15 protein-coding genes are annotated in these 19,583 nt (G+C 69.8%); 9 read left to right on the top strand and 6 right to left on the bottom strand.

What is annotated here, in order from left to right:
- Nucleotides 1-7 precede the first annotated feature (7 nt).
- Complete coding sequence (locus tag E4M00_RS14730; protein WP_135121247.1) at nucleotides 8-574, bottom strand: HhH-GPD-type base excision DNA repair protein; 567 nt, start codon at nucleotides 572-574, stop codon at nucleotides 8-10.
- A 150-nt stretch (nucleotides 575-724) separates the two neighbouring features.
- Here E4M00_RS14730 and E4M00_RS14735 point away from each other — a divergent pair, with 150 nt between their 5' ends.
- The 3 genes from E4M00_RS14735 to E4M00_RS14745 all read left to right on the top strand — a co-directional run bounded on the left by E4M00_RS14735 (nucleotide 725) and on the right by E4M00_RS14745 (nucleotide 5,103).
- Nucleotides 725-3,868, top strand: coding sequence for an efflux RND transporter permease subunit (locus tag E4M00_RS14735; protein ID WP_135121248.1), 3,144 nt, complete (start codon nucleotides 725-727; stop codon nucleotides 3,866-3,868).
- A 156-nt stretch (nucleotides 3,869-4,024) separates the two neighbouring features.
- Nucleotides 4,025-4,498: an NUDIX hydrolase gene (locus tag E4M00_RS14740; protein ID WP_056165087.1), complete on the top strand. Its 474-nt coding sequence runs from the start codon at nucleotides 4,025-4,027 to the stop codon at nucleotides 4,496-4,498.
- A complete protein-coding gene (locus E4M00_RS14745) occupies nucleotides 4,495-5,103 on the top strand; it encodes a DUF6226 family protein (RefSeq protein WP_135121249.1) in 609 nt (202 codons plus the stop codon). The genes E4M00_RS14740 and E4M00_RS14745 overlap by 4 nt, the downstream gene beginning before the upstream one ends.
- A 63-nt stretch (nucleotides 5,104-5,166) precedes the next feature.
- Here E4M00_RS14745 and E4M00_RS14750 read toward each other — a convergent pair whose 3' ends face one another.
- Nucleotides 5,167-7,371: a copper-translocating P-type ATPase gene (locus tag E4M00_RS14750; RefSeq protein ID WP_240037167.1), complete on the bottom strand. Its 2,205-nt coding sequence runs from the start codon at nucleotides 7,369-7,371 to the stop codon at nucleotides 5,167-5,169.
- Between the two features lie 119 nt (nucleotides 7,372-7,490).
- On the opposite strand from E4M00_RS14750, the gene E4M00_RS14755 reads away from it, so the two are divergent.
- Entirely contained in the window at nucleotides 7,491-8,471 is a 981-nt protein-coding gene (locus E4M00_RS14755; RefSeq protein WP_135121250.1) for an arginase family protein, read from the top strand.
- 160 nt (nucleotides 8,472-8,631) lie between these two features.
- Here E4M00_RS14755 and E4M00_RS14760 read toward each other — a convergent pair whose 3' ends face one another.
- Entirely contained in the window at nucleotides 8,632-9,435 is an 804-nt protein-coding gene (locus E4M00_RS14760; protein WP_135121251.1) for a dienelactone hydrolase family protein, read from the bottom strand.
- 64 nt (nucleotides 9,436-9,499) lie between these two features.
- Between E4M00_RS14760 and E4M00_RS14765 the strand changes: the two genes are divergently transcribed.
- The gene (locus E4M00_RS14765; RefSeq protein WP_135121252.1) at nucleotides 9,500-10,039 is read left to right on the top strand and encodes a SixA phosphatase family protein; all 540 of its coding nucleotides are present in this window, start codon (nucleotides 9,500-9,502) and stop codon (nucleotides 10,037-10,039) included.
- 20 nt (nucleotides 10,040-10,059) lie between these two features.
- Here E4M00_RS14765 and E4M00_RS14770 read toward each other — a convergent pair whose 3' ends face one another.
- Nucleotides 10,060-11,265 (bottom strand): ROK family protein, encoded by a 1,206-nt coding sequence (locus E4M00_RS14770; RefSeq protein WP_135121253.1) that lies wholly within the window; start codon nucleotides 11,263-11,265, stop codon nucleotides 10,060-10,062.
- Nucleotides 11,266-11,411: 146 nt separating this feature from the next.
- Between E4M00_RS14770 and E4M00_RS14775 the strand changes: the two genes are divergently transcribed.
- From E4M00_RS14775 to E4M00_RS14790, 4 genes are read left to right on the top strand one after another with little or no spacing between them, the layout of a single operon-like run.
- Entirely contained in the window at nucleotides 11,412-12,674 is a 1,263-nt protein-coding gene (locus E4M00_RS14775; protein WP_135121254.1) for an ABC transporter substrate-binding protein, read from the top strand.
- Nucleotides 12,675-12,698: 24 nt separating this feature from the next.
- Entirely contained in the window at nucleotides 12,699-13,667 is a 969-nt protein-coding gene (locus tag E4M00_RS14780) for a carbohydrate ABC transporter permease (protein WP_135121255.1), read from the top strand.
- Nucleotides 13,664-14,581 carry a carbohydrate ABC transporter permease gene (locus E4M00_RS14785; RefSeq protein ID WP_135121256.1) on the top strand — a complete coding sequence of 306 codons (918 nt, stop codon included), beginning with the start codon at nucleotides 13,664-13,666 and terminating at the stop codon, nucleotides 14,579-14,581. Before E4M00_RS14780 ends, E4M00_RS14785 begins: the two co-directional genes overlap by 4 nt.
- Nucleotides 14,582-14,636: 55 nt before the next feature.
- Nucleotides 14,637-16,304 carry a glycoside hydrolase family 13 protein gene (locus tag E4M00_RS14790; RefSeq protein WP_135121257.1) on the top strand — a complete coding sequence of 556 codons (1,668 nt, stop codon included), beginning with the start codon at nucleotides 14,637-14,639 and terminating at the stop codon, nucleotides 16,302-16,304.
- Between the two features lie 117 nt (nucleotides 16,305-16,421).
- Here E4M00_RS14790 and hutI read toward each other — a convergent pair whose 3' ends face one another.
- Together hutI and hutU are read right to left on the bottom strand one after the other, a co-directional pair.
- Complete coding sequence (hutI, locus tag E4M00_RS14795; protein ID WP_135121258.1) at nucleotides 16,422-17,687, bottom strand: imidazolonepropionase; 1,266 nt, start codon at nucleotides 17,685-17,687, stop codon at nucleotides 16,422-16,424.
- 124 nt (nucleotides 17,688-17,811) lie between these two features.
- The gene (gene hutU, locus E4M00_RS14800; protein WP_135121259.1) at nucleotides 17,812-19,566 is read right to left on the bottom strand and encodes a urocanate hydratase; all 1,755 of its coding nucleotides are present in this window, start codon (nucleotides 19,564-19,566) and stop codon (nucleotides 17,812-17,814) included.
- Nucleotides 19,567-19,583 lie beyond the last annotated feature (17 nt).

The raw sequence follows: 19,583 nt of genomic DNA on the forward strand, positions 1-19,583 counted from the left end.
GCTCGCCCTACTTCTTCGCCGCGGCCTTCGCGGCGCGCTTCGTCTCGCGCACCTGCGCGAGGGAGTCAGCGTCGACGATGTCGGCGACGGAGCGGTGCGAGCCCTCCTCGCCGTACGCCCCGGCGGCCTCGCGCCATCCGTCTCCGGTGAAGCCGTACTGCTTGCCGAGCAGGGCGACGAAGATGTGGGCCTTCTGGTCGCCGAATCCGGGCAGAGCCTTGAGGCGGCGGAACACCTCGGCGCCGTCGGGCTCGCCGCGGGTCCAGAGCTGCGCGGCGTCGTCGCTCCAGTCCGAGGCGATGGCGGCGCACAGCGCCTGTACACGGGCGGCCATCGAACCCGGGAACCGGTGAACCGCAGGGGTGGCGCGGAACAGCTCGACGAATTCGTCCTCGGGGAACGCCGCGATTGCCGACGCGTCGAGGGTGCCCATGCGGTCGCGGATCTTCGCGGGGCCGGCGAACGCCGTCTCCATCGGCACCTGCTGGTCGAGCAGCATGCCGATGATGAGCGCGAGGGGGCTCTGGGTGAGGAGGTCGTCTGCGGCGTCGTCGCCGGTGATGTGGAGGGCCATGCCTCCAGTCTGCTCCGAGAGAGCCGAGTTCACAGCTGTCCGTGACCTTTGTGCAGTCACTGCAATGCGATACTGAACCCTGGTGAGTCGCCGCCGACCACGTCCCGCCGCAGTTCGCGGCACCCACACCTGTTCCCGAGGGGATCATCCGTGCACTTCCTTGCCGTTCTCAGCATGAAGAACCGCGCACTCATCGCGCTCATCACCGTGGTGGTGGCGATCTTCGGTGGCATCACCCTCACGACGCTCAAGCAGGAGCTCGCGCCGTCGATCCAGTTCCCCCAGCTCGCGATCGTGGCGACCTACCCCGGTGCGTCGCCCGAGGTCGTGAACAACGACGTCAGCACCCCTGTCGAGTCGGCGATCCAGGGTGTGCCCGATCTCGAGAGCACCACGGCCGTCAGCAACACGAACCAGTCGCTCATCACGGCGCAGTTCACCTACGGCACCGACCTCGCGACGGCCGAGCAGAAGCTCACACAGGCCATCAACCGCATCAAGGGCACGCTGCCTGACGGCGTCGACCCGCAGGTGTTCAGCGGAAGCTTCGACGACCTGCCCATCGTGCAGCTCGCCGTCACGAGCGATGACGATGAGAAGAGCCTCGCGGCCGACATCACCAAGCTCGCCCTGCCCGACATCGAGGAGGTCGACGGTGTCAACGGCGCTCAGCTGACCGGTGCCATCGGCCAGCGCGTCACGATCACGCCCAACGACGCTGCGCTCGCCGAGGCAGGACTCACCAGCCAGGCCATCAGCGACGCCCTCAAGCAGAACGGCGTGCTGCTCCCCGCGGGCTCCATCACCGAGGACGACCTCACCCTGACCGTGCAGTCGGGCGCGAAGCTCGACTCCGTTGACGCCATCTCGGCGCTGCCGCTGGTGCCGACGGATCCGGCGGGGTTCGCATCCGGGATCAAGACCGTCGGCGATGTGGCCACAGTCGCCGAGACGGATGACCCGACCACCTCGATCTCCCGCGTCGACGGAAAGCCGGCCCTCACGATCGCCGTGACGAAGCTGCCGTCCGCCAACACCGTCGACGTCTCGAAGGGCGTCAACGCCCTCATCCCCGACATCGAGGACAAGCTCGGCTCGAACGCGACGATCACCGTGGTGTTCGACCAGGCTCCGTTCATCGAGCAGTCGATCCAGTCGCTCACCGAGGAGGGCCTGCTCGGCCTCTTCTTCGCCGTGATCGTCATCCTGATCTTCCTGATGTCTGTGCGCTCGACCCTGGTGACGGCCATCTCCATCCCGACGAGCGTGCTCATCACGTTCATCGGCATGCAGGCGACGGGCTACACGCTCAACATCATCACGCTCGGCGCTCTGACCATCGCCATCGGCCGCGTGGTCGACGACTCCATCGTGGTCATCGAGAACATCAAGCGTCAGATGGTCGCGGGCGTCGATCGCGCCGAGACCATCCTGCGAGCCGTCAAGGAGGTGGCAGGCGCGATCACGGCGTCGACGATCACCACCGTCGCCGTCTTCCTGCCGATCGCCTTCGTCGGCGACGTGACGGGTGAGCTGTTCCGTCCGTTCGCCCTCACCATCACGATCGCGCTGCTGTCGTCGCTGCTGGTGTCGTTGACGATCGTGCCGGTGCTGGCGTACTGGTTCCTGCGCCCGCCGAAGAGCCGCAAGCACGAGGCCGTCGACCTTCCGGCCGACGAGGGCGGCTCCGCCGACTACGACGAGCTCGAGCACCCGTCGCGACTGCAGAAGGGCTACCTCCCGGTCATCCGCTGGACGCTCAGGCACTCCGTCGCGACCATCCTCATCGCCGTGCTGGTACTGCTCGGCACCCTCGCCCTCACGCCCCTCATGAAGACCAACTTCCTCGGGGCGACGGGCCAGAACACCCTGACCGTCACTCAGACGCTCGAGCCGGGTGCATCGCTCGAGGCTCAGGATGCCGCGGCCACCGTCGTGGAGAAGGCACTGCTCGACACCGATGGCGTCGAGACGGTTCAGCTCACCATCGGCTCGTCGGGCAGCGCACTCCGCGACGCCTTCACCGGCGGCGCCGGCGGCATCACCTACTCGATCACGACCGACCCCGACGCCGACGCGACGGCGGTGCAGGCCGACATCGAGGACCAGCTCGCCGACATCACCGACCAGGGCGAGATCGCCGTGACGGCGTCGAGCGGATTCGGCGGCGGCAGCGACATCCTCGTCGACGTCACGGCCTCGTCGAGCGATGACCTCCAGAAGGCCTCCGACGAGATCGTGACCGCCCTCGGCGACCTCGACTCGATCAAGGCGGCCTCGTCCAACCTGAGCGCTTCGCTGCCGTACATCGCCGTCACCGTCGACCGTGACGCCGCCGCCCAGGCCGGCCTCAGTGAGGTCGCCATCGGCAGCATCGTCTCGCAGGCCATGCAGCCGAGCACGATCGGCAGCATCGCGATCGACGACTCGACGCTGACGATCTACCTGCAGTCGGAGAACCCGCCCACGACGATCGCCGAGCTCTCGGCCCTGCAGATCCCGACCCTGGCGGGGCCCGTCGCGCTCGACACCCTCGCCACGGTGGAGAACACCGAGGGGCCGGCATCCGTCACCACGGTGAAGGGACTGCGCAGCGCCACCATCACGGCGACGCCGGGCACCGACAACCTGTCGGTGGCCAACACCGAGGTGACCGCGGCCCTCGCGGATGCGAAGCTGCCGCAGGGTGCGAACGCCGAGATCGGCGGCGTCACGGCCAGCCAGGGCGACGCGTTCAGCCAGCTCGGCCTCGCGCTGCTCGCGGCGATCCTCATCGTGTACATCGTCATGGTGGCCACGTTCCGCTCGCTCCGCCAGCCGCTGCTGCTGCTCGTCTCGGTGCCGTTCGCGGCGACGGGCGCGATCATCCTGCAGATCGTGTCGGGCATCCCGCTCGGTGTGGCCTCGCTCATCGGCGTGTTGATGCTGATCGGCATCGTGGTGACGAACGCCATCGTGCTCGTCGACCTGGTGAACCAGTACCGACGGCGCGGCATGGGCGTGGAGGAGGCCGTCATGCACGGTGCCTCGCGTCGTCTGCGCCCGATCCTCATGACGGCTCTCGCGACGATCTTCGCGCTGCTGCCCATGGCGATCGGCCTCACCGGCCACGGCGGATTCATCTCGCAGCCCCTCGCCATCGTCGTCATCGGCGGCCTGGTGTCGTCGACGGTGCTCACGCTCGTCGTGCTGCCGACGCTGTACAACCTGGTGGAGGGCGCCCGTGACCGCCGGGCCGCGAAGAAGGCCGCCAAGGCCGGGGCCGAGGTTCCCGAGGCTGCGGCCGCCGAGTAGGTTCCGCCTCGCTCCGCTGGTCGAGTAGCGACCGAGCGGAGCGAGGGCGCGTATCGAGACCACCTCTCACGACCGAGCGTCGGCTGAGGGGTGGTCTCGATACGCCTGCGACTTCGTCGCGGGCTACTCGACCAACGGCTTGGGTAGGGTGACCTCATGCCCACCCCCGACTTCGTGCTCGACCTGCGCCGCGCCATCGGCACCTCCCCGCTCTGGCTGAGCGGGGTCACCGCCGTGATCCTGCGCGGCGATGAGGTGCTGCTCGCCCGCCGGGCCGACAACGGCCGCATCGCCCCGATCGCCGGGATCATCGAGCCTGGCGAGGAGCCGGCCGTCGCCGCCGTGCGCGAGGCCTTCGAGGAGACCAACGTCGTGATCGAGGTGGAGCGGCTCGTGTGGGTGCACGTGCTCGAGCCGATCACCTACGAGAACGGCGACCGGTCGGTCTACCTCGACCTCGCATTCCGCTGCCGGTATATCTCGGGCGACCCGCACCCGACCGACGGCGAGAACACCGAGGTGATGTGGGTGCACGTCGACGATCTCGACTCCGTCGGCATGACGGATGATCAGCGCCGCCGCATCGACTACGCCCTCTCGGCCGACGAGGCCGCGCACTTCGAGCGGTGACGAGCGGCATCACGGGTGATGTGACGCCCCCGCCGGCGCCGACCTGGGGCGCCGCCTCCGGGATCGACGAGGTCGTCGAGGTCTCGCGCTGGGACTTCCTGGCAGGCGAGAGCCCGAGCGACGACTCCTACAGTCGCGTCTCCGATCCGGGGCGGTACCGTTCGCTGCACGCCTTCGCGCTCGCCCTCCTCGACGACCTCGAGGCCGAGTTCGAGGTCTCGCGGGACGAGGGGCTGGAGCTGGCCGGCGGCATGGACACCGGCGTCAGCGTGGTGCGCGCGATCCGGCTCACTCCCGACATGGAGGGGGCGGCATCCGTCACCGTATGCCTCACCGATTTTCCGGGGCTCATGGTGCGCTTCGGTTCGAGCGCCGCGGTGCCGTTCCCGTTCTGCGGTTGCGACGCCTGCGACGAGCTGGTTCAGGACGTCGTCGAGTCCCTGCGCGACCGAGTCGACGCCGTGGTCAGCGGAGGCTTCGCCGAGTACGCCCACGGCGAGGCGTCATTCGTCACTGTCCGCGGGTCGAGCGGTCCGGGTGACCCCAGCGGCACGCCGATCATGCACTCTGCCTGGTCGCCTCGCATCGAGACGCCTCCGAAATGACGCGAATGGCTGCATCCGGAGCCCCGGAGCAGCCATTCGAGTCCCCTCGAGTCCGGCTCGTCGTCAGCGCCGCACCGACACCTCGGGACGCAGGTCGAGTCGGCGCAGCAGCTGGGCGTTGGCGGCCACGATGATGGTCGACAGGCTCATCAGGATGGCGCCGACCGACATCGGCAGCACGAAGCCGATCGGGGCGAGCACGCCGGCCGCGAGCGGCACCGACAGCAGGTTGTAGCCGGCGGCCCACCAGAGGTTCTGCTGCATCTTGCGGTAGCTCGCCGTCGACAGCTCGATGACGGACAGCACGGAGCGCGGATCGGAGCTGGCCAGCACCACGCCGGCCGATGCGATGGCGACGTCGGTTCCGGCGCCGATCGCGATGCCGACGTCGGCCTGGGCGAGGGCGGGCGCGTCGTTCACGCCGTCGCCGACCATGGCCACGCGCAGTCCCTCGGCCTGCAGTTCCTGCACCTTCGCGGACTTGTCCTCGGGGCGGACGCCGGCGAAGACGCGGTCGATGCCGAGGCTCGCGGCCACGGTGCGGGCCACGGGCTCGGCGTCGCCGGTGATCATGACCACCCTGATGCCGCGACGGTGCAGGGCGTCGACGGCCTCGCGCGACTCCGGCCTGACCTCGTCGGCCAGCGCGAGCGCGCCGGCCACCTGGCCGTCGACGACGACGTGCAGCACGGTCGAGCCGGCCTCGGCCCAGCCGAGCGACGACGCGAGAGGCTCGAGGGCGTGCTCGGCGAGCAGCGCCGGTCCGCCGACGTGCACGTCGCGTCCGTCGACGACGGCGGTGACGCCCACGGCGGGCGAGGCGCGGAATCCTGTCGCCGACGCCACCTCGAGACCGCGGAACGCGGCATTCGCCACGATCGCCCGGGCGAGCGGATGCTCGGAGTCGGCCTCGGCTGCGGCTGCGAGAGCGACCACGGCGTCTGGGTCGAAGCCCGGCGCGGCTGCGGCATCCGTCACCACGGGCTCGCCCTTCGTGAGGGTGCCGGTCTTGTCGAACAGCACGGCGTTGACCGTGCGCATGGTCTCGAGGGCCAGGCGGTCGGTGACGAGCACTCCGCCCTTCGCGGCGCGCTCGGTGGCGATGGAGACGACGAGGGGGATGGCGAGGCCCAGGGCGTGCGGGCAGGCGATCACGAGCACCGTGATGGTGCGCACGACGGCGTCGTCGGGGCTGCCGAGTGCCGTCCAGACCACGGCGGTGATGAGCGCCGAGCCGAGCGCGAACCAGAACAGCCACGCAGCGGCCTTGTCGGCGATGCGCTGGGCGCGCGAGCTCGAGGCCTGCGCCTTGGCGACGAGGCGCTGGATGCCGGCGAGGGCGGTGTCGTCGCCGACGGCACTGATGCGGACGCGGATGGCCGTGTCCGTCGCGACGGTTCCGGCCACCACGTGGTCGCCGGGGCCGCGGGTGACGGGGCGCGATTCGCCGGTGATCATCGACTCGTCGACGTCGGCCGCGCCCTCGATCACGTCGCCGTCCGCGGGCACACGGCCTCCCGGACGCACGATCACCACGTCGCCGAGCGCGAGCGCCGAGGGGGAGACCAGCTCGGTGCCGGCATCCGTCACCCGCTCCGCCTCATCGGGGAGGAGGGCGGCGAGGGCGTCGAGTGCCGACGACGCCTGGGCGATCGAACGCATCTCGATCCAGTGGCCGAGCAGCATGATCACGATGAGGAGGGCCAGCTCCCACCAGAAGTCGAGCTGGTGGTCGAGCAGGCCGAGGCTCGCGCCGAGGGAGGCGACGAAGGCCACGGTGATCGCCAGCGCGATGAGCAGCATCATGCCCGGCTGGCGGCTCTTCAGCTCGGAGACGCCGCCCGCGAGGAACGGCCAGCCGCCCCAGAAGAACATGACGGTGCCGAGCACCGGCGAGATCCAGTCGATGACGGATGCCGCGGGGAGCTCGTAGCCGAGCAGCATCGCGAAACTCGGACTGAACGCGATGACGGGCACGGCGATGACGAGCATGATCCAGAACAGGCGGCGGAACAGCGCGACGTGGTGGGCGTGGCCGCCGTGTCCTGCGTGTCCTGCGTGTCCGGCGTGGGCGTCGTGGCCGGCGTGGGCGTTGTGCCCCGCATGAGCGTCGTGTCCCGCGTGGGTGTCGTGCCCCGCGTGGTGCTCGTGTCCGGCGTGGGCATCGTGCCCCGCGTGCTCGTCGTGTCCGGCGTGCTCGTCGTGGTGCTCGTGCATGCCGTGCCCGTGCTCGGCGTGCGCATCCGTCGCCGCGTTCTTCTCAGCCATACAGGCGTCACTCCTCAGTCATCGATCTGATACCCCTGGGGGGTACCTCTCCATACAACCACAGATCTCGGTTTCTGTTCCCGATTCCCCCGAACCGGCCCACTCGTTAGGCTCGAAGCGTGACCGATTCTGCGACAGACCCCGCCTCCGATCTCGACGCCGAACACGGTCTGCCGCACGACCCGTCATGGCCGCGCGCCGGGGACTGGCCGTCGCTCGACGAGTTGGAGCCCGGCATCCACCCCGACCTGGCGATCATCGGCATCCCGGCCTGGCGCACCTCCCTCTCGCCCACGGGCGCGCACGCCACCCCGGCGGCGATCCGCGAGGTGCTGCGCCGCTACAGTCCGGCCCTGATGCCCGACCGCAGCTCCACATCGAGGCTCGTGCTCGATCACCTCGACCTGGGGTCGCTCGTCACGGTCGACGTCGGTGATGTCGACGATCCCGACGGACCTATCGGCGAGGGGCGGGCTATCGCGGCGGTGGCGGATGCCGCAGAACAGGCGACCCTGCTCGTGGCCCTCGGGGGAGACAACTCCCTGACCGTCGCCACGGCGCTCGGCGTCTGGGGCGAGCAACTCCCGACCGCCGGCCTCATCACGCTCGACGCGCACTACGACCTGCGCGACGGGGAGTCCAACGGCTCACCGGTGCGCCGCCTCATCGAGGCCGGCCTCGACGGGCGCCGGATCGTGCAGATCGGCATCGCCGACTTCGCCAACTCGGCCGAGTACGCCCGCCGCGCCTTCGACCACGGCATCACCGTCGTGCACCGCGACGAACTGCACCGCCGCCCGATGAGCGACGTCATGGCCGAGGCGCTCGACATCGCCGGGGCCGCGGGCGGCCCGATCCACGTCGACCTCGACGTGGACGTCTGCGACCGGTCGGTGGCGCCGGGGTGCCCGGCTTCGGTGCCCGGCGGCATCTCGGCCTATGAGCTGAGAATGGCCGCGCGCGCCGCAGCCGCCGACGACAGGGTGCGCTCCATCGACATCGCCGAGGTCGACGCCACCGCCGACGCCGAGGACGGCCGCACGGTGCGCCTCGCCGCGCTGCTCGTGCTCGAGGCCCTGGCTGGAGTCGCGCTGCGCTGATGCGCTGCGGCTCCCGCGGCCTGCCCCGCGGCTCCCGCGGGCTGCTCCCGCGGCCCACGCCGTCGCACTCACCCGCGATCTGCCCACTTCCGTGGGTGTTCGAGCCCGAGCACTAGCGGGAGTGGGCAACTGGGTGGGCGGCGCGGCTCCGCGAGCGACCTCAGCCCAGCCGCTCGTGCAGGAACGCGACGACGCGAGCGCGGGCAGCAAGCGCCGGGTTGCCGGGGGTCTCGCGCAGCTCTCCAGTCAGCACGGAGTGCGCCGTGCTGGAGAACCCACCCGGGTTGCCGCGCGACGAGTCGAGCTCGATGATCTCGAAGGCGTCGCCGAGACGCGCCTTCACCGTGCGGAAGCGCGCGCCCTGGGCTGCCCTGTCCTCGCTGAAGCGGAGCCCCATCGCGCACAGCTCGCCGGATGCCGCCCTCTCGGCGACCCGGTCCAACTCGGCCGGGCTCATGCCGGGGTCGGCGATGCGACGCGCTCCGAGGGGGAACGGAACCGACGGCTGGCTCGCGACGGCCGCGAGCACGGAGTCGTCGACGGCGGCGGCCAGCGCGAAGCCGCCGGTGAAGCACATGCCGATCACTCCGACGCCCGCGCCCGGGGTGCGCGCGTTGAGGTCGGCGGCGACTGCGCGCAGGTAGGCGCTCACGGGGCGGGCGGCATCCGTTGCGAAGGCCCGGAACTCCGTCGAGACGCAGAGGCGCGCCACGACGCCGGCCGTGTAGCCCGCGGTCATCGGGCGGCCGGGTTCGCCGAACGGCGACGGCACCACCACGGTGAATCCCTCGGCGACGAGGTGTTCGGCGAGGCCGAGCACCTCGGGCGTGATGCCCGGGAGCTCGGGGATGAGCACGACTCCGGGGCCACTGCCCTTCTCGTAGCAGTCGTGGGTGAGGCCGGCACCCGTGAACCGTGCCACGACCCAGCCGTCGAGGGTGGCGGTGGGAGCGGCGGCGGTCATGGGGCGATCGTAGTCGTCGCCGCTCTCTGGGCGTCGCGGCGGTGCCGGAGTAGCGTGGACTGGCATGAAGACCCTCGTGATCGTGCGGCACGCGAAGTCCGACTGGGATGATCCCGACCTGAGCGACCATCAGCGTCCGCTGAACGATCGGGGCCAGAGGGACGCTCCCCGGATGGGCCGACGGATGCAGGAGCGCGGCCTCGCGCCCGACGTGGTGTTCTCGAGCAGTGCCGTGCGGGCGCTCACCACGGCCACGATCATCGCCGACGAACTCGGCTACGCGCGGGATCGCATCCGCGTGCTCGATCGGCTCTACGGGGCTTCGCCGGCGACGATGCTCGACGTCGTCGCCGAGTTGGACGAGACGGATGCGGCTGCCGACGCCTCCAGTTCCACGGTCGTGGTGGTCGCGCACGATCCCGGCATGAGCGACTTGGCCGCCCACTTCACGATGGACCGCGGAGCGGAGGCCATCGCGGCCATGCCGACCTGCGCCGTCGCCGAGTTCACCTTCGATGCCGACCGGTGGACGGGGCTGGCGGAGCGTCGGCCGATGGAGGTGCGGTTCGATTCGCCCGGGCACGGGCACGGGCACGGGCACTGAGGAGCATCCGCTCTCAGTAGTCAGAGCGTCAGGTCGAGCGCGCTCTCCCGGACGGCGGTGATGGCGCGGTGCACGGCGCCGAGGCTCACGACGTCGGCGCCGAGACGCGAGCCGACCAGCTCGGGGGAGGTCGGATCGTCGTAGCCGTCGATGGCGACGCGCGCGGCGTCGAGCACCGACTCGAGGGGCTCGGCCATCGCGCCGGCGATGATGATGCGCTGCACATCGAGCAGTTCGCCGAGCACGACGCAGATGCGCGCGAACCTGTCGGCGAGGCGCCGTGTGATCTCGATGGCGCCCACGTCGCCCGTGTCGGCGGCATCGAGCACGTCCCGGGCGTCGAACTCGGGCAGCTCGGCGTGCCGCAGCACGCTCGCCCGCAGCACGGAACCGGCCGCCACGGCCTCCCGAGACCACTCGCGGATCAGCACGGCGGCCCCATCGGCAGAGCCGACGCCGTCGACGTGGTCGAGCACGCGCATCTCGCCGGCGCCGCCACGCACGCCGCGCAGCAGATGGCCGTCGAGGACGATTCCGCCGCCGAGGCGCTCGCCCGACAGGAGGGTGATGAACGAGTCGACGCCGACGCCGTGCCCATCGGGTTCGGCGCCCTCGGCGATCGCGGCCAGGTTGGCGTCGTTGTCGACGACGACGAGGCGCCTGTCGTCGGCGAGCAGCCCCGCGAAATCGGGGTTGGAGAGCGACCAGAAGCCGTCGGCGTCCGGTGATGCGCCTGCGGCATCCGTCGGCGCGGGAACTCCGACGCAGATCGCGCGCACTCCGTCGCCACGCACACCCGCGGCGGCGACGGCGTCGTCGATCACCGCCGTCACCATGGCTCGCCGCTCCTCGCCGCTGGCGTCGTCGGCGATGGGCCGGTCGGCCGTTCCCAGAACGTTTCCCCGCAGATCGGCGACGGTGGCCGTGACCCTGTGGCGGCCCGCGTCGACACCGACCACTGCGGCGGCATCCGCGCGGAGTGAATAGCGTCGTGCCGGCCGCCCCTTGCTGTACTCGCCGACGCTGCGGGCGTCGTCGAGTTCGTCGAGCCAGCCGCGGTCGACCAGTTCGTCGCAGACTCCGATGACGGTCGAGCGCGTGAGGCCGGTGTGAGCCATCAGATCGCTCGCCGTGAAGGCCCGCCCGGTCCACGCGAAGCGCAGCACCACATCGGCGTTGCGGCGGCGCAGCATCGTGGGGGAGTTCGCCGCGACCGATTCCAGCAAGCCCTTGACCTTTCCTCGAGGATGCTTCAGTATTTCCTACACCAAGTAAATCTACACTCTAAATTTATGGCCACGGATGCGGCACGCTGGCGTGCCGCCGACGGACACAGGGAGACAGCGACGTGCCCCACGGATCAGGACGGCAGATGGAACGGCGCCGGTGGCGCTCTCGGACGGCGGTCACGCTCTCGGTGGCAGTCGGTCTCACGCTCGGTCTCGGCGGGTGTGCCGCCGACTCCGGCGGGCCGGCCGACATCACGTTCCACATGAGCAAGCCGGAGGCGATCCCCTACTTCCGGGAGCTGACGAAGAAGTTCAACGCCGAGCAGTCGGACGTGCGCGTGACCCTCGACACGGCGTCGAATCTGTCAGCCGGATTCCTCCGCGGCAACCCGCCCGACGTCGGACTGCTGAACTACAACGAGGAGATGGCGCGCTTCATGGAACGCGGTGCCCTCTCCGACCTCTCCGATCTCCCGGTGGCCGAGCGCATCCGCCCCGACGTGCAGGAGCTCGTCGACCAGTACGCCACGTATCCCGGCCGCACGAGTGTTCTCCCGTACTCGGTGGCTGCGGCATCCGTCATCTACAACGTCGAGCTGTTCGAGGAGAACGGCGTCGACGTGCCGACGACCTGGGATGAGCTCATCGCCGCCTGCGACACCTTCGAAGCCGCCGGCATCACGCCCATCTACAGCACCTTCAAGGAGCCCTGGTCTGTGGGGCAGGGGCTGTTCGACTACACGGTGGGCGGCTCCATCGACGTCGCCGGGTTCTACGACGAGCTCGATGAGCTGGGCACCGAGGTGGGACCGGACTCCGACGTCTCCTTCGAGAAGACGCTGAAGGAACCCGTCGAACGGATGGTCGAACTCGCCGGGTACTCGAACGACAACGCGGCGAGCCGGAGCTACGGCGATGGCAACGTGGCGATGGCGAAGGGCGAGGCTGCGATGTACATGCAGGGTCCGTGGGCCCTCGGTGAGATCGCGAAGACCGACCCAGACCTGGAACTCGGCACCTTCCCGCTGCCGGTGACGGACGACCCCGACGACCTCAAGGTGAGGGTGAACCTCGATCTCGCCCTGTGGGTGCCCGAGGCGAGTACGGAGAAGGAGGCGGCCAAGACCTTCGTGTCGTACCTGATGGAGCAGGACACCCTCGACGAGTACAACGCCGAGTTCCTGGGCTTCGGGACGACCGTGGACGCGGCGCCGGCGACGGACGAGCGCATCCTCGGGATGCAGGAGTACTACGACGACGGCCGGTTCTACCAGGGCGCGTCGAAGTTCGTGCCGCTCAGCATCCCGACAGACAACTACATCCAGTCCATCGCCACGGGCGCCGACGTGGACGCGACGCTGCGCCGACTCGACGCCGACTGGGCGCGACTCGCGCTGCGTGGCTGAGACGACCCGAGAGGACAGCAGACCATGACAACCACCGCATCCCCAGCCGCTTCGACGGGTCGGACGGCCGCATCCGCCGATCGCGCCCCGACGACGACCGCGCCACCGACATCGGGCAGGAGCGCGCGCCGCAGGCAGAGCGTCGACCGCATCTACTACCTGTTCCTCGTCCCATCGCTCGTGCTGTTCACCCTGGCCATCACGGTTCCGGCGCTGCTCGGCATCTTCTACAGCTTCACGAACTTCATCGGCTTCGGAGACTGGGAGTTCATCGGCATCACCAACTACATCGCCGTGTTCTCCGACCCGGCCATCCTCTCCAGCTACCTCTTCACCTTCGGCTTCGCCATCGTGACGGTGCTGCTGGTGAACGTGGTCGCCTTCCTGCTGGCCGTCGGGCTCACCGCGCAGATCAAGGCGAAGACGGCGCTGCGGGCGGTGTTCGTGATCCCGATGGTCATCTCGGGCATCGTCATCGCCTACGTCTTCAACTTCCTGTTCTCGAACTCGCTGCCGGCCTTCGCGACGGCAGTCGGCATCGGCCCGCTGCAGGAATCGATCCTCGCCAACCCCGACCTCGCCTGGATCTCGATCGTCATCGTCACGGCCTGGCAGTCGATCCCGGGCACGTTGCTCATCTACATCGCCGGCCTGCTGTCGATCCCCGGCGAGGTCTACGAGGCGGCGGCCATCGACGGCGCCAAGCCGTTCCGCCAGCTCTGGTCGGTCACGCTCCCCCTCGTGGCCGGATACGTGGTCATCAATGTGATCCTCGGGTTCAAGAACTACCTCAACGCCTACGAGGTGATCGTCGGCCTCACCAACGGCGGTCCGGGCACCTCGACCCGCAGCATCGCGATGACGATCTTCACCGGATTCACCGGTGGCGACTACGCCTATCAGATGGCGAACGCCACCATCTTCTTCGTGATCGCCATCGTCATCTCGCTCATCCAACTCCGGATCACCCGCGGAAAGGCGGCACTCGCATGACCCAGACAGCAGCGAGCGTCCCGCTCGGCGACGCGAAGAGGACAGCCCGGGAGGCGTCGGCGACGACCCGCCCGACCCGAGGCCGGGTCGGCCAGGAACGCACCAACTGGTCCGTGATGATCATCCTCATCCTGTGCGCCGTCACCGTGCTGGTTCCGCTCTACGTGACGGTGTCGATGTCGCTGAAGACCGGCGCCCAGGCCGTCGACGGGAACGCCTTCTCCCTCCCGTCGCCGATCGACTTCTCGGGCTTCGCGAAGGCGTGGGAGCTGACGAACTTCCCCGTGTCGTTCACGATCTCGGTTCTGATCACGGCCGGTACGGTGATCGGCACCGTGCTGCTCAGCGCGCTCGCGTCCTACGCCATCGCCCGCAACTGGGACCGCCGGTTCTTCCGCTGGTCGTTCTTCTACCTGCTGGCCGCGCTCTTCCTGCCGTTCACCGTCGTCGCGCTCCCCCAGATCCAGTTGACCGGACTGCTCGGTCTCGCCAACCCCGTGGGCGTCACGATCCTGCACATCATGTTCCAGCTCTCGTTCAGCATCCTGCTGTTCACGGCCTTCCTCAGGTCGATCCCCCTCGAGCTGGAGGAGAGCGCACGGATCGACGGCGCCACCACCTGGCAGACCTTCTGGAAGTTGATCTTCCCGCTGCTCGCACCGATGAGCGCCACCGTCGCGATCTTCGCCTTCCTGGCGTCGTGGAACGACTTCATGATGCCGTCGCTCATCATTGCCGACTCCGCGCAGCAGACGCTGCCCGTGATCCAGAACATCTTCCAGACGCAGTTCAGCACGAACTACAACGTCTCCTTCGCGTCCTACCTCATGGCCATGGCGCCCGCCATCGTCGTCTACCTCTTCACGCAGCGCTGGGTGATGGAAGGCGTCACGCAGGGCGCTGTGAAAGGATGACCGCTCCTCTCGTCCAGCCCACGCTCCACCCCACCGGAAGGAACCCCACCCGCCCATGACCGACGTGCTCGAGACCACCGTCACGACCCCCCTCGCCGATGACGCCACCTGGTGGCGCCAGGCCGCCGTCTACCAGATCTACCCCCGCAGTTTCGCCGACGCGAACGCCGACGGCATCGGCGATCTGCCCGGGATCACGGCGCGCGTTCCCTACCTGCGCGACCTCGGCATCGACGCGGTCTGGCTGAGTCCGTTCTATCCCTCGGCGCTGGCCGACGGCGGCTACGACGTCGACGACTACCGAGACGTCGACCCGCGACTCGGAACCCTGGCCGACTTCGACGCGATGGTGGATGCCCTGCACGGAGCCGGCATCCGGATCATCGTCGACATCGTTCCGAATCACACCTCGGATCGCCACGAGTGGTTCGTCGAGGCTCTGGCCTCGCCTGCCGGTTCGGCGGCGCGGGCGCGGTACATCTTCCGCGACGGCCTCGGCCCGAACGGATCGCTGCCCCCGGCCGACTGGACCAGCGCTTTCGGCGGCCCGGCGTGGGAGCCGGTCGGCGACGGCCAGTGGTACCTGCACTACTTCGCCACCGAGCAGCCCGACCTCAACTGGGACAACCCCGAGGTGCACGAGGACTTCCTGACGACGCTGCGCTTCTGGTCGGATCGCGGGGTCGACGGCTTCCGCATCGACGTGGCGCACGGCCTGGCCAAGCGGCTGGACGCCGAGCTGCCGACGCAGGCCGAGATGGACGCCATGCCCAAGGACGGCGGTCACCCGCTCTGGGACCGCGACGAGGTGCACGAGATCTACGCCGAGTGGCGCCGGGTGTTCGACAGCTACACGCCTCCGCGCACGGCCGTCGCCGAGGCCTGGGTGGATTCCTCGCGGCGTCCTCGCTACGCCAGCCCCGACGGGCTCGGCCAGGCCTTCAACTTCGACCTGCTCGAGTCGGAGTTCGACGCGGCCGAGTTCCGCTCGATCGTGACGGCGAACCTGGCCCTGGCCGCGGCATCCGGATCATCGACGACGTGGGTGCTCTCGAATCACGATGTCGTGCGCCACGCGACCCGCTACGGCCTGCCGCCGCGCTCGGGAATCGACGAGAAGCACGGCTCGCAGTGGCTGCTCTCCGGCGGAGTGACGCCGGTGCTCGATCGTGAGCAGGGCCTGCGTCGTGCGCGGGCGGCCTCGCTGTTCATGCTCGCGCTGCCCGGCTCCGCCTACGTCTACCAAGGCGAGGAGCTCGGCCTGCACGAGGTCGCCGAGATTCCCGCGGCCGAGCGCCAGGACCCCGCGTTCTTCCGCAACCCGGGCATCGACATCGGGCGCGACGGATGCCGTGTGCCCATCCCGTGGACGCGCGACGGGTCTTCGTTCGGCTTCGGCGCCGAGTCGGCGCACCTGCCCCAGCCTTCCTGGTTCGGCGACTCGTCCGTCGAGGCCGAAGCCGCAGACCCGGCCTCGACCCTGTCGCTGTATCGCGACGCCCTGGCCCTACGACACGCGTTGCAGGGTGCCGAGGAACTGGAGTGGGTCACCACCGATCGTGCCGACGTTCTGCACTTCCGCCGCCCGAACGGCTGGGGGATCGTACTGAACTTCGGTACCGAGCCGGTCGCGCTGCCCGCGGGTGAGGTGCTCATTGCGAGCGCCTCGCTCGTCGGAGGTCGACTGGCCGGTGAGTCGGCGGTGTGGTTGCGCGCAGCGTGACCGCCCGCTGACTTTCCCCTTCGCCCGCTGAGGACCGGACGAAGTCCGCGGTCGAAGCGCACCCAGGAACGCTTCGATCCCGGCTTCGTCCGGGCCTCGGCGATCGGGGGGAAGGCGTCAGCGAGCCCGCACGCCGTCCTTCCAGACGGCCGCGATCTGCGGGACGCCCGGGCGGTACGCCAGGTGCACGTGGCTCGGCGCGCTGAGCTGCACGAAGTCTGCGCGCGCGCCGGGCCTGATGACGCCGACATCGTCGCGGCGGAGCGCCGCAGCGCCGCCGGCCGTCGCCGCCCACAGGGCCTCGCCGGGCGTCATGCCCATGTCGCGCACGGCGACGGCGATGCAGAACGGCAGCGAGCTCGTGTAGCTCGAGCCCGGGTTGCAGTCGCTCGCCAGCGCCACCGTCACGCCGGCGTCGAGGAGGCGGCGCGCATCGGGATAGGGCTGGCGTGTCGAGAACTCCACGCCCGGCAGCAGGGTCGCCACAGTCCCCGTTCCTGCGGCGCCCGATCCCGCCAGGGCCGCGATGTCGTCGTCGGTGAGATAGGTGCAGTGGTCGACGGATGCCGCTCCCAGCTCCACGGCCAGCCTCACGCCGTCGCCCTCGCCCAGCTGGCTGGCGTGCACCCGGGGAAGCAGGCCGGCCGCGATGCCGGCCTCGAGCACCCGCCGTGACTCGGCGATCGTGAAGGCACCGGTCTCGCAGAACACGTCGATCCAGCGGGAGTGCGGCGCGCAGGCCGTGAGCATGTCGCCCACCACGAGGTCGACGTAGGCAACGCGGTCGTCGGCGAACTCGGCCGGCACCACGTGAGCCCCGAGGAACGTGACCTCCTCGGTCACCTCACGGGCGAGGCGCACAGCGCGCTCCTCGTCGGCGACGCTCAGGCCGTAGCCGCTCTTGATCTCGACCGTCGTGATGCCTTGGGCCCGCATCTCGGCGATGAAGCCGGCCAGCCGCATCCGCAGCTCGTCGTCCGATGCTGCACGGGTCGCTGCGACGGTGGAACGGATGCCGCCGGCCTCGTAGCGTCGCCCCGCCATGCGCGCCTCGAACTCGACGGCGCGATCGCCGCCGAACACGAGGTGGGCGTGCGAGTCGACGAACCCCGGGATGACGGCCAGCCCGCCCGCGTCGACGAGGTCGTGCTGAGTCGAGTTGCCCACTTCCATCAGTGCGGCGTGACCGGGACCAGCGGAAGTGGGCGACTCGGCGTCGCCGGCGCGACCCACCCACACCACGCGCCCGTCCTCGACGAGCACCGCGGCGTCGCGGATGATGCCGAGCTTCCCGCCCTCGCGGTCGGGTGCCGGGTCGTTCGTGACGAGCTCGCCGATGTTCGTGATGGTCGTCGTCGTCGTCGTCGCCGTCGTCACGAGCATCCCCAGCCGTCGAGTCGCCCGAATTCGTCGCCACGACGGCCATCGGAGCGCGTCGAGGCGACGAAGATGGGCGAGTCGCGCGGTGAGCGGGACGGGCGGGGTGCGAGGGGTGGGCGGGGCGTCATCACTCCTCCATCGGGATGCGCAGGCCACGCTCGTGCGCGACCTCGCGGGCGCGCTCGTAGCCGGCGTCGACGTGGCGCATCACACCGGTGCCGGGGTCGTTCACCAGCACGCGCTCGATCTTCTCGGCGGCGAGGGGTGTGCCGTCGGCTACGATCACCTGACCGGCGTGGATGGAGCGGCCGATGCCGACTCCGCCGCCGTGGTGGATCGACACCCAGGTCGCGCCCGACGCCGTGTTCAGCAGGGCGTTCAGCAGCGGCCAGTCGGCGATGGCGTCCGAGCCGTCGGCCATCGCCTCAGTCTCGCGGTACGGCGAGGCCACCGAGCCCGAGTCGAGGTGGTCGCGGCCGATGACGACAGGCGCCGACAGTTCGCCCGACGCCACCATCTCGTTGAACTTGAGGCCCGCGAGGTGCCGCTCCTTGTAGCCGAGCCAGCAGATGCGGGCGGGCAGCCCCTCGAAGTGCACCTTCTCGCCAGCCTTCGTGATCCAGCGCCGCAGGTGCTCGTCCTCGGGGAACAGCTCGAGGATGGCGCGATCGGTGGCGGCGATGTCGGCCGGGTCGCCCGAGAGCGCGGCCCAGCGGAACGGCCCCTTGCCCTCGGCGAACAGCGGACGGATGTAGGCGGGCACGAAGCCCGGGAACTCGAACGCCCGCTCGTAGCCGCCCAGCTCCGCTTCGCGACGGATCGAGTTGCCGTAGTCGAAGACCTCGGCTCCGGCGTCCTGGAATCCGACCATGGCGGCGACCTGCCTTGCCATCGACGCCCGCGAGCGTTCGGTGAAGGCCACGGGGTCGGATGCGGCGAGCTCATGCCACTCCTCGACGGAGACGCCTTCGGGCAGGTAGTGCAGCGGGTCGTGCGCGCTGGTCTGGTCTGTCACAATGTCGATCGGCACGCCGCGCTCGAGCAGTTCGGTGAACACCGTCGCCGCGTTGCCGACGATGCCGACGGAGAGCGGCGTACGCGATGCCTTCGCGGCGAGCACCCTCTCGACGGCGGCATCGAGGTCGGTCGTGTACTCGTCGAGGTAGCCGTGCTCGACCCGGCGGGCCAACCGCGACTCGTCGACGTCGACGATGAGCACCACGCCGTCGTTCATCGTCACGGCGAGGGGCTGCGCTCCGCCCATGCCGCCGCATCCGCCGGTCAGGGTCAGCGTGCCGGCGAGGGTCGCACCCTGAATCGCCGCCGAGTCGCCCACTTCCGCTCGTGGCGCGCGGCTCGCACTGGCGGAAGTGGGCAACTCGGTGGAGTGCGCGGCCCGGGCGGCGAACTTGCGCGCCACGGCCCCGAAGGTCTCGTAGGTGCCCTGCAGGATGCCCTGGGTGCCGATGTAGATCCACGAGCCGGCCGTCATCTGGCCGTACATGGTGAGGCCGAGCGCCTCCAGCCGGCGGAACTCGGGCCACGTCGCCCAGTCACCGACGAGGTTGGAGTTGGCGATGAGCACGCGCGGCGCCCACTCGTGAGTGCGGAAGACGCCGACGGGCTTTCCCGACTGCACGAGCAGCGTCTCGTCGCTCTCGAGTCCCTCGAGGGTGCGCACGATCGCGTCGTAGGCCTCCCAGTTGCGAGCGGCCTTGCCGGTTCCGCCGTAGACGATGAGGTCCTCCGGCCGCTCGGCCACCTCGGGGTCCAGGTTGTTCATGAGCATGCGCAGGGGCGCCTCGGTCTGCCAGCTCTTCGCGGTGAGGGTGGTGCCGCGGGACGCTCGGACTGTGCGCGCGACTGTGGGTGCATCGGTCATGCATCGATCACACCGCA

Source organism: Orlajensenia leifsoniae (assembly GCF_004570845.1).
Classification (GTDB): domain Bacteria; phylum Actinomycetota; class Actinomycetes; order Actinomycetales; family Microbacteriaceae; genus Orlajensenia; species Orlajensenia leifsoniae.

What these genes read in the sequence shown, in the direction of transcription:
- E4M00_RS14750 (WP_240037167.1), bottom strand. Translation starts at nt 7,371, where the DNA reads ATGGCTGAGAAGAACGCGGCGACGGATGCGCACGCCGAGCACGGGCAC.
- E4M00_RS14775 (WP_135121254.1), top strand. Translation starts at nt 11,412, where the DNA reads ATGGAACGGCGCCGGTGGCGCTCTCGGACGGCGGTCACGCTCTCGGTG.
- E4M00_RS14730 (WP_135121247.1), bottom strand. Translation starts at nt 574, where the DNA reads ATGGCCCTCCACATCACCGGCGACGACGCCGCAGACGACCTCCTCACC.
- E4M00_RS14780 (WP_135121255.1), top strand. Translation starts at nt 12,699, where the DNA reads ATGACAACCACCGCATCCCCAGCCGCTTCGACGGGTCGGACGGCCGCA.
- E4M00_RS14790 (WP_135121257.1), top strand. Translation starts at nt 14,637, where the DNA reads ATGACCGACGTGCTCGAGACCACCGTCACGACCCCCCTCGCCGATGAC.
- hutI (WP_135121258.1), bottom strand. Translation starts at nt 17,687, where the DNA reads ATGCTCGTGACGACGGCGACGACGACGACGACGACCATCACGAACATC.
- E4M00_RS14765 (WP_135121252.1), top strand. Translation starts at nt 9,500, where the DNA reads ATGAAGACCCTCGTGATCGTGCGGCACGCGAAGTCCGACTGGGATGAT.
- E4M00_RS14760 (WP_135121251.1), bottom strand. Translation starts at nt 9,435, where the DNA reads ATGACCGCCGCCGCTCCCACCGCCACCCTCGACGGCTGGGTCGTGGCA.
- E4M00_RS14740 (WP_056165087.1), top strand. Translation starts at nt 4,025, where the DNA reads ATGCCCACCCCCGACTTCGTGCTCGACCTGCGCCGCGCCATCGGCACC.
- hutU (WP_135121259.1), bottom strand. Translation starts at nt 19,566, where the DNA reads ATGACCGATGCACCCACAGTCGCGCGCACAGTCCGAGCGTCCCGCGGC.
- E4M00_RS14785 (WP_135121256.1), top strand. Translation starts at nt 13,664, where the DNA reads ATGACCCAGACAGCAGCGAGCGTCCCGCTCGGCGACGCGAAGAGGACA.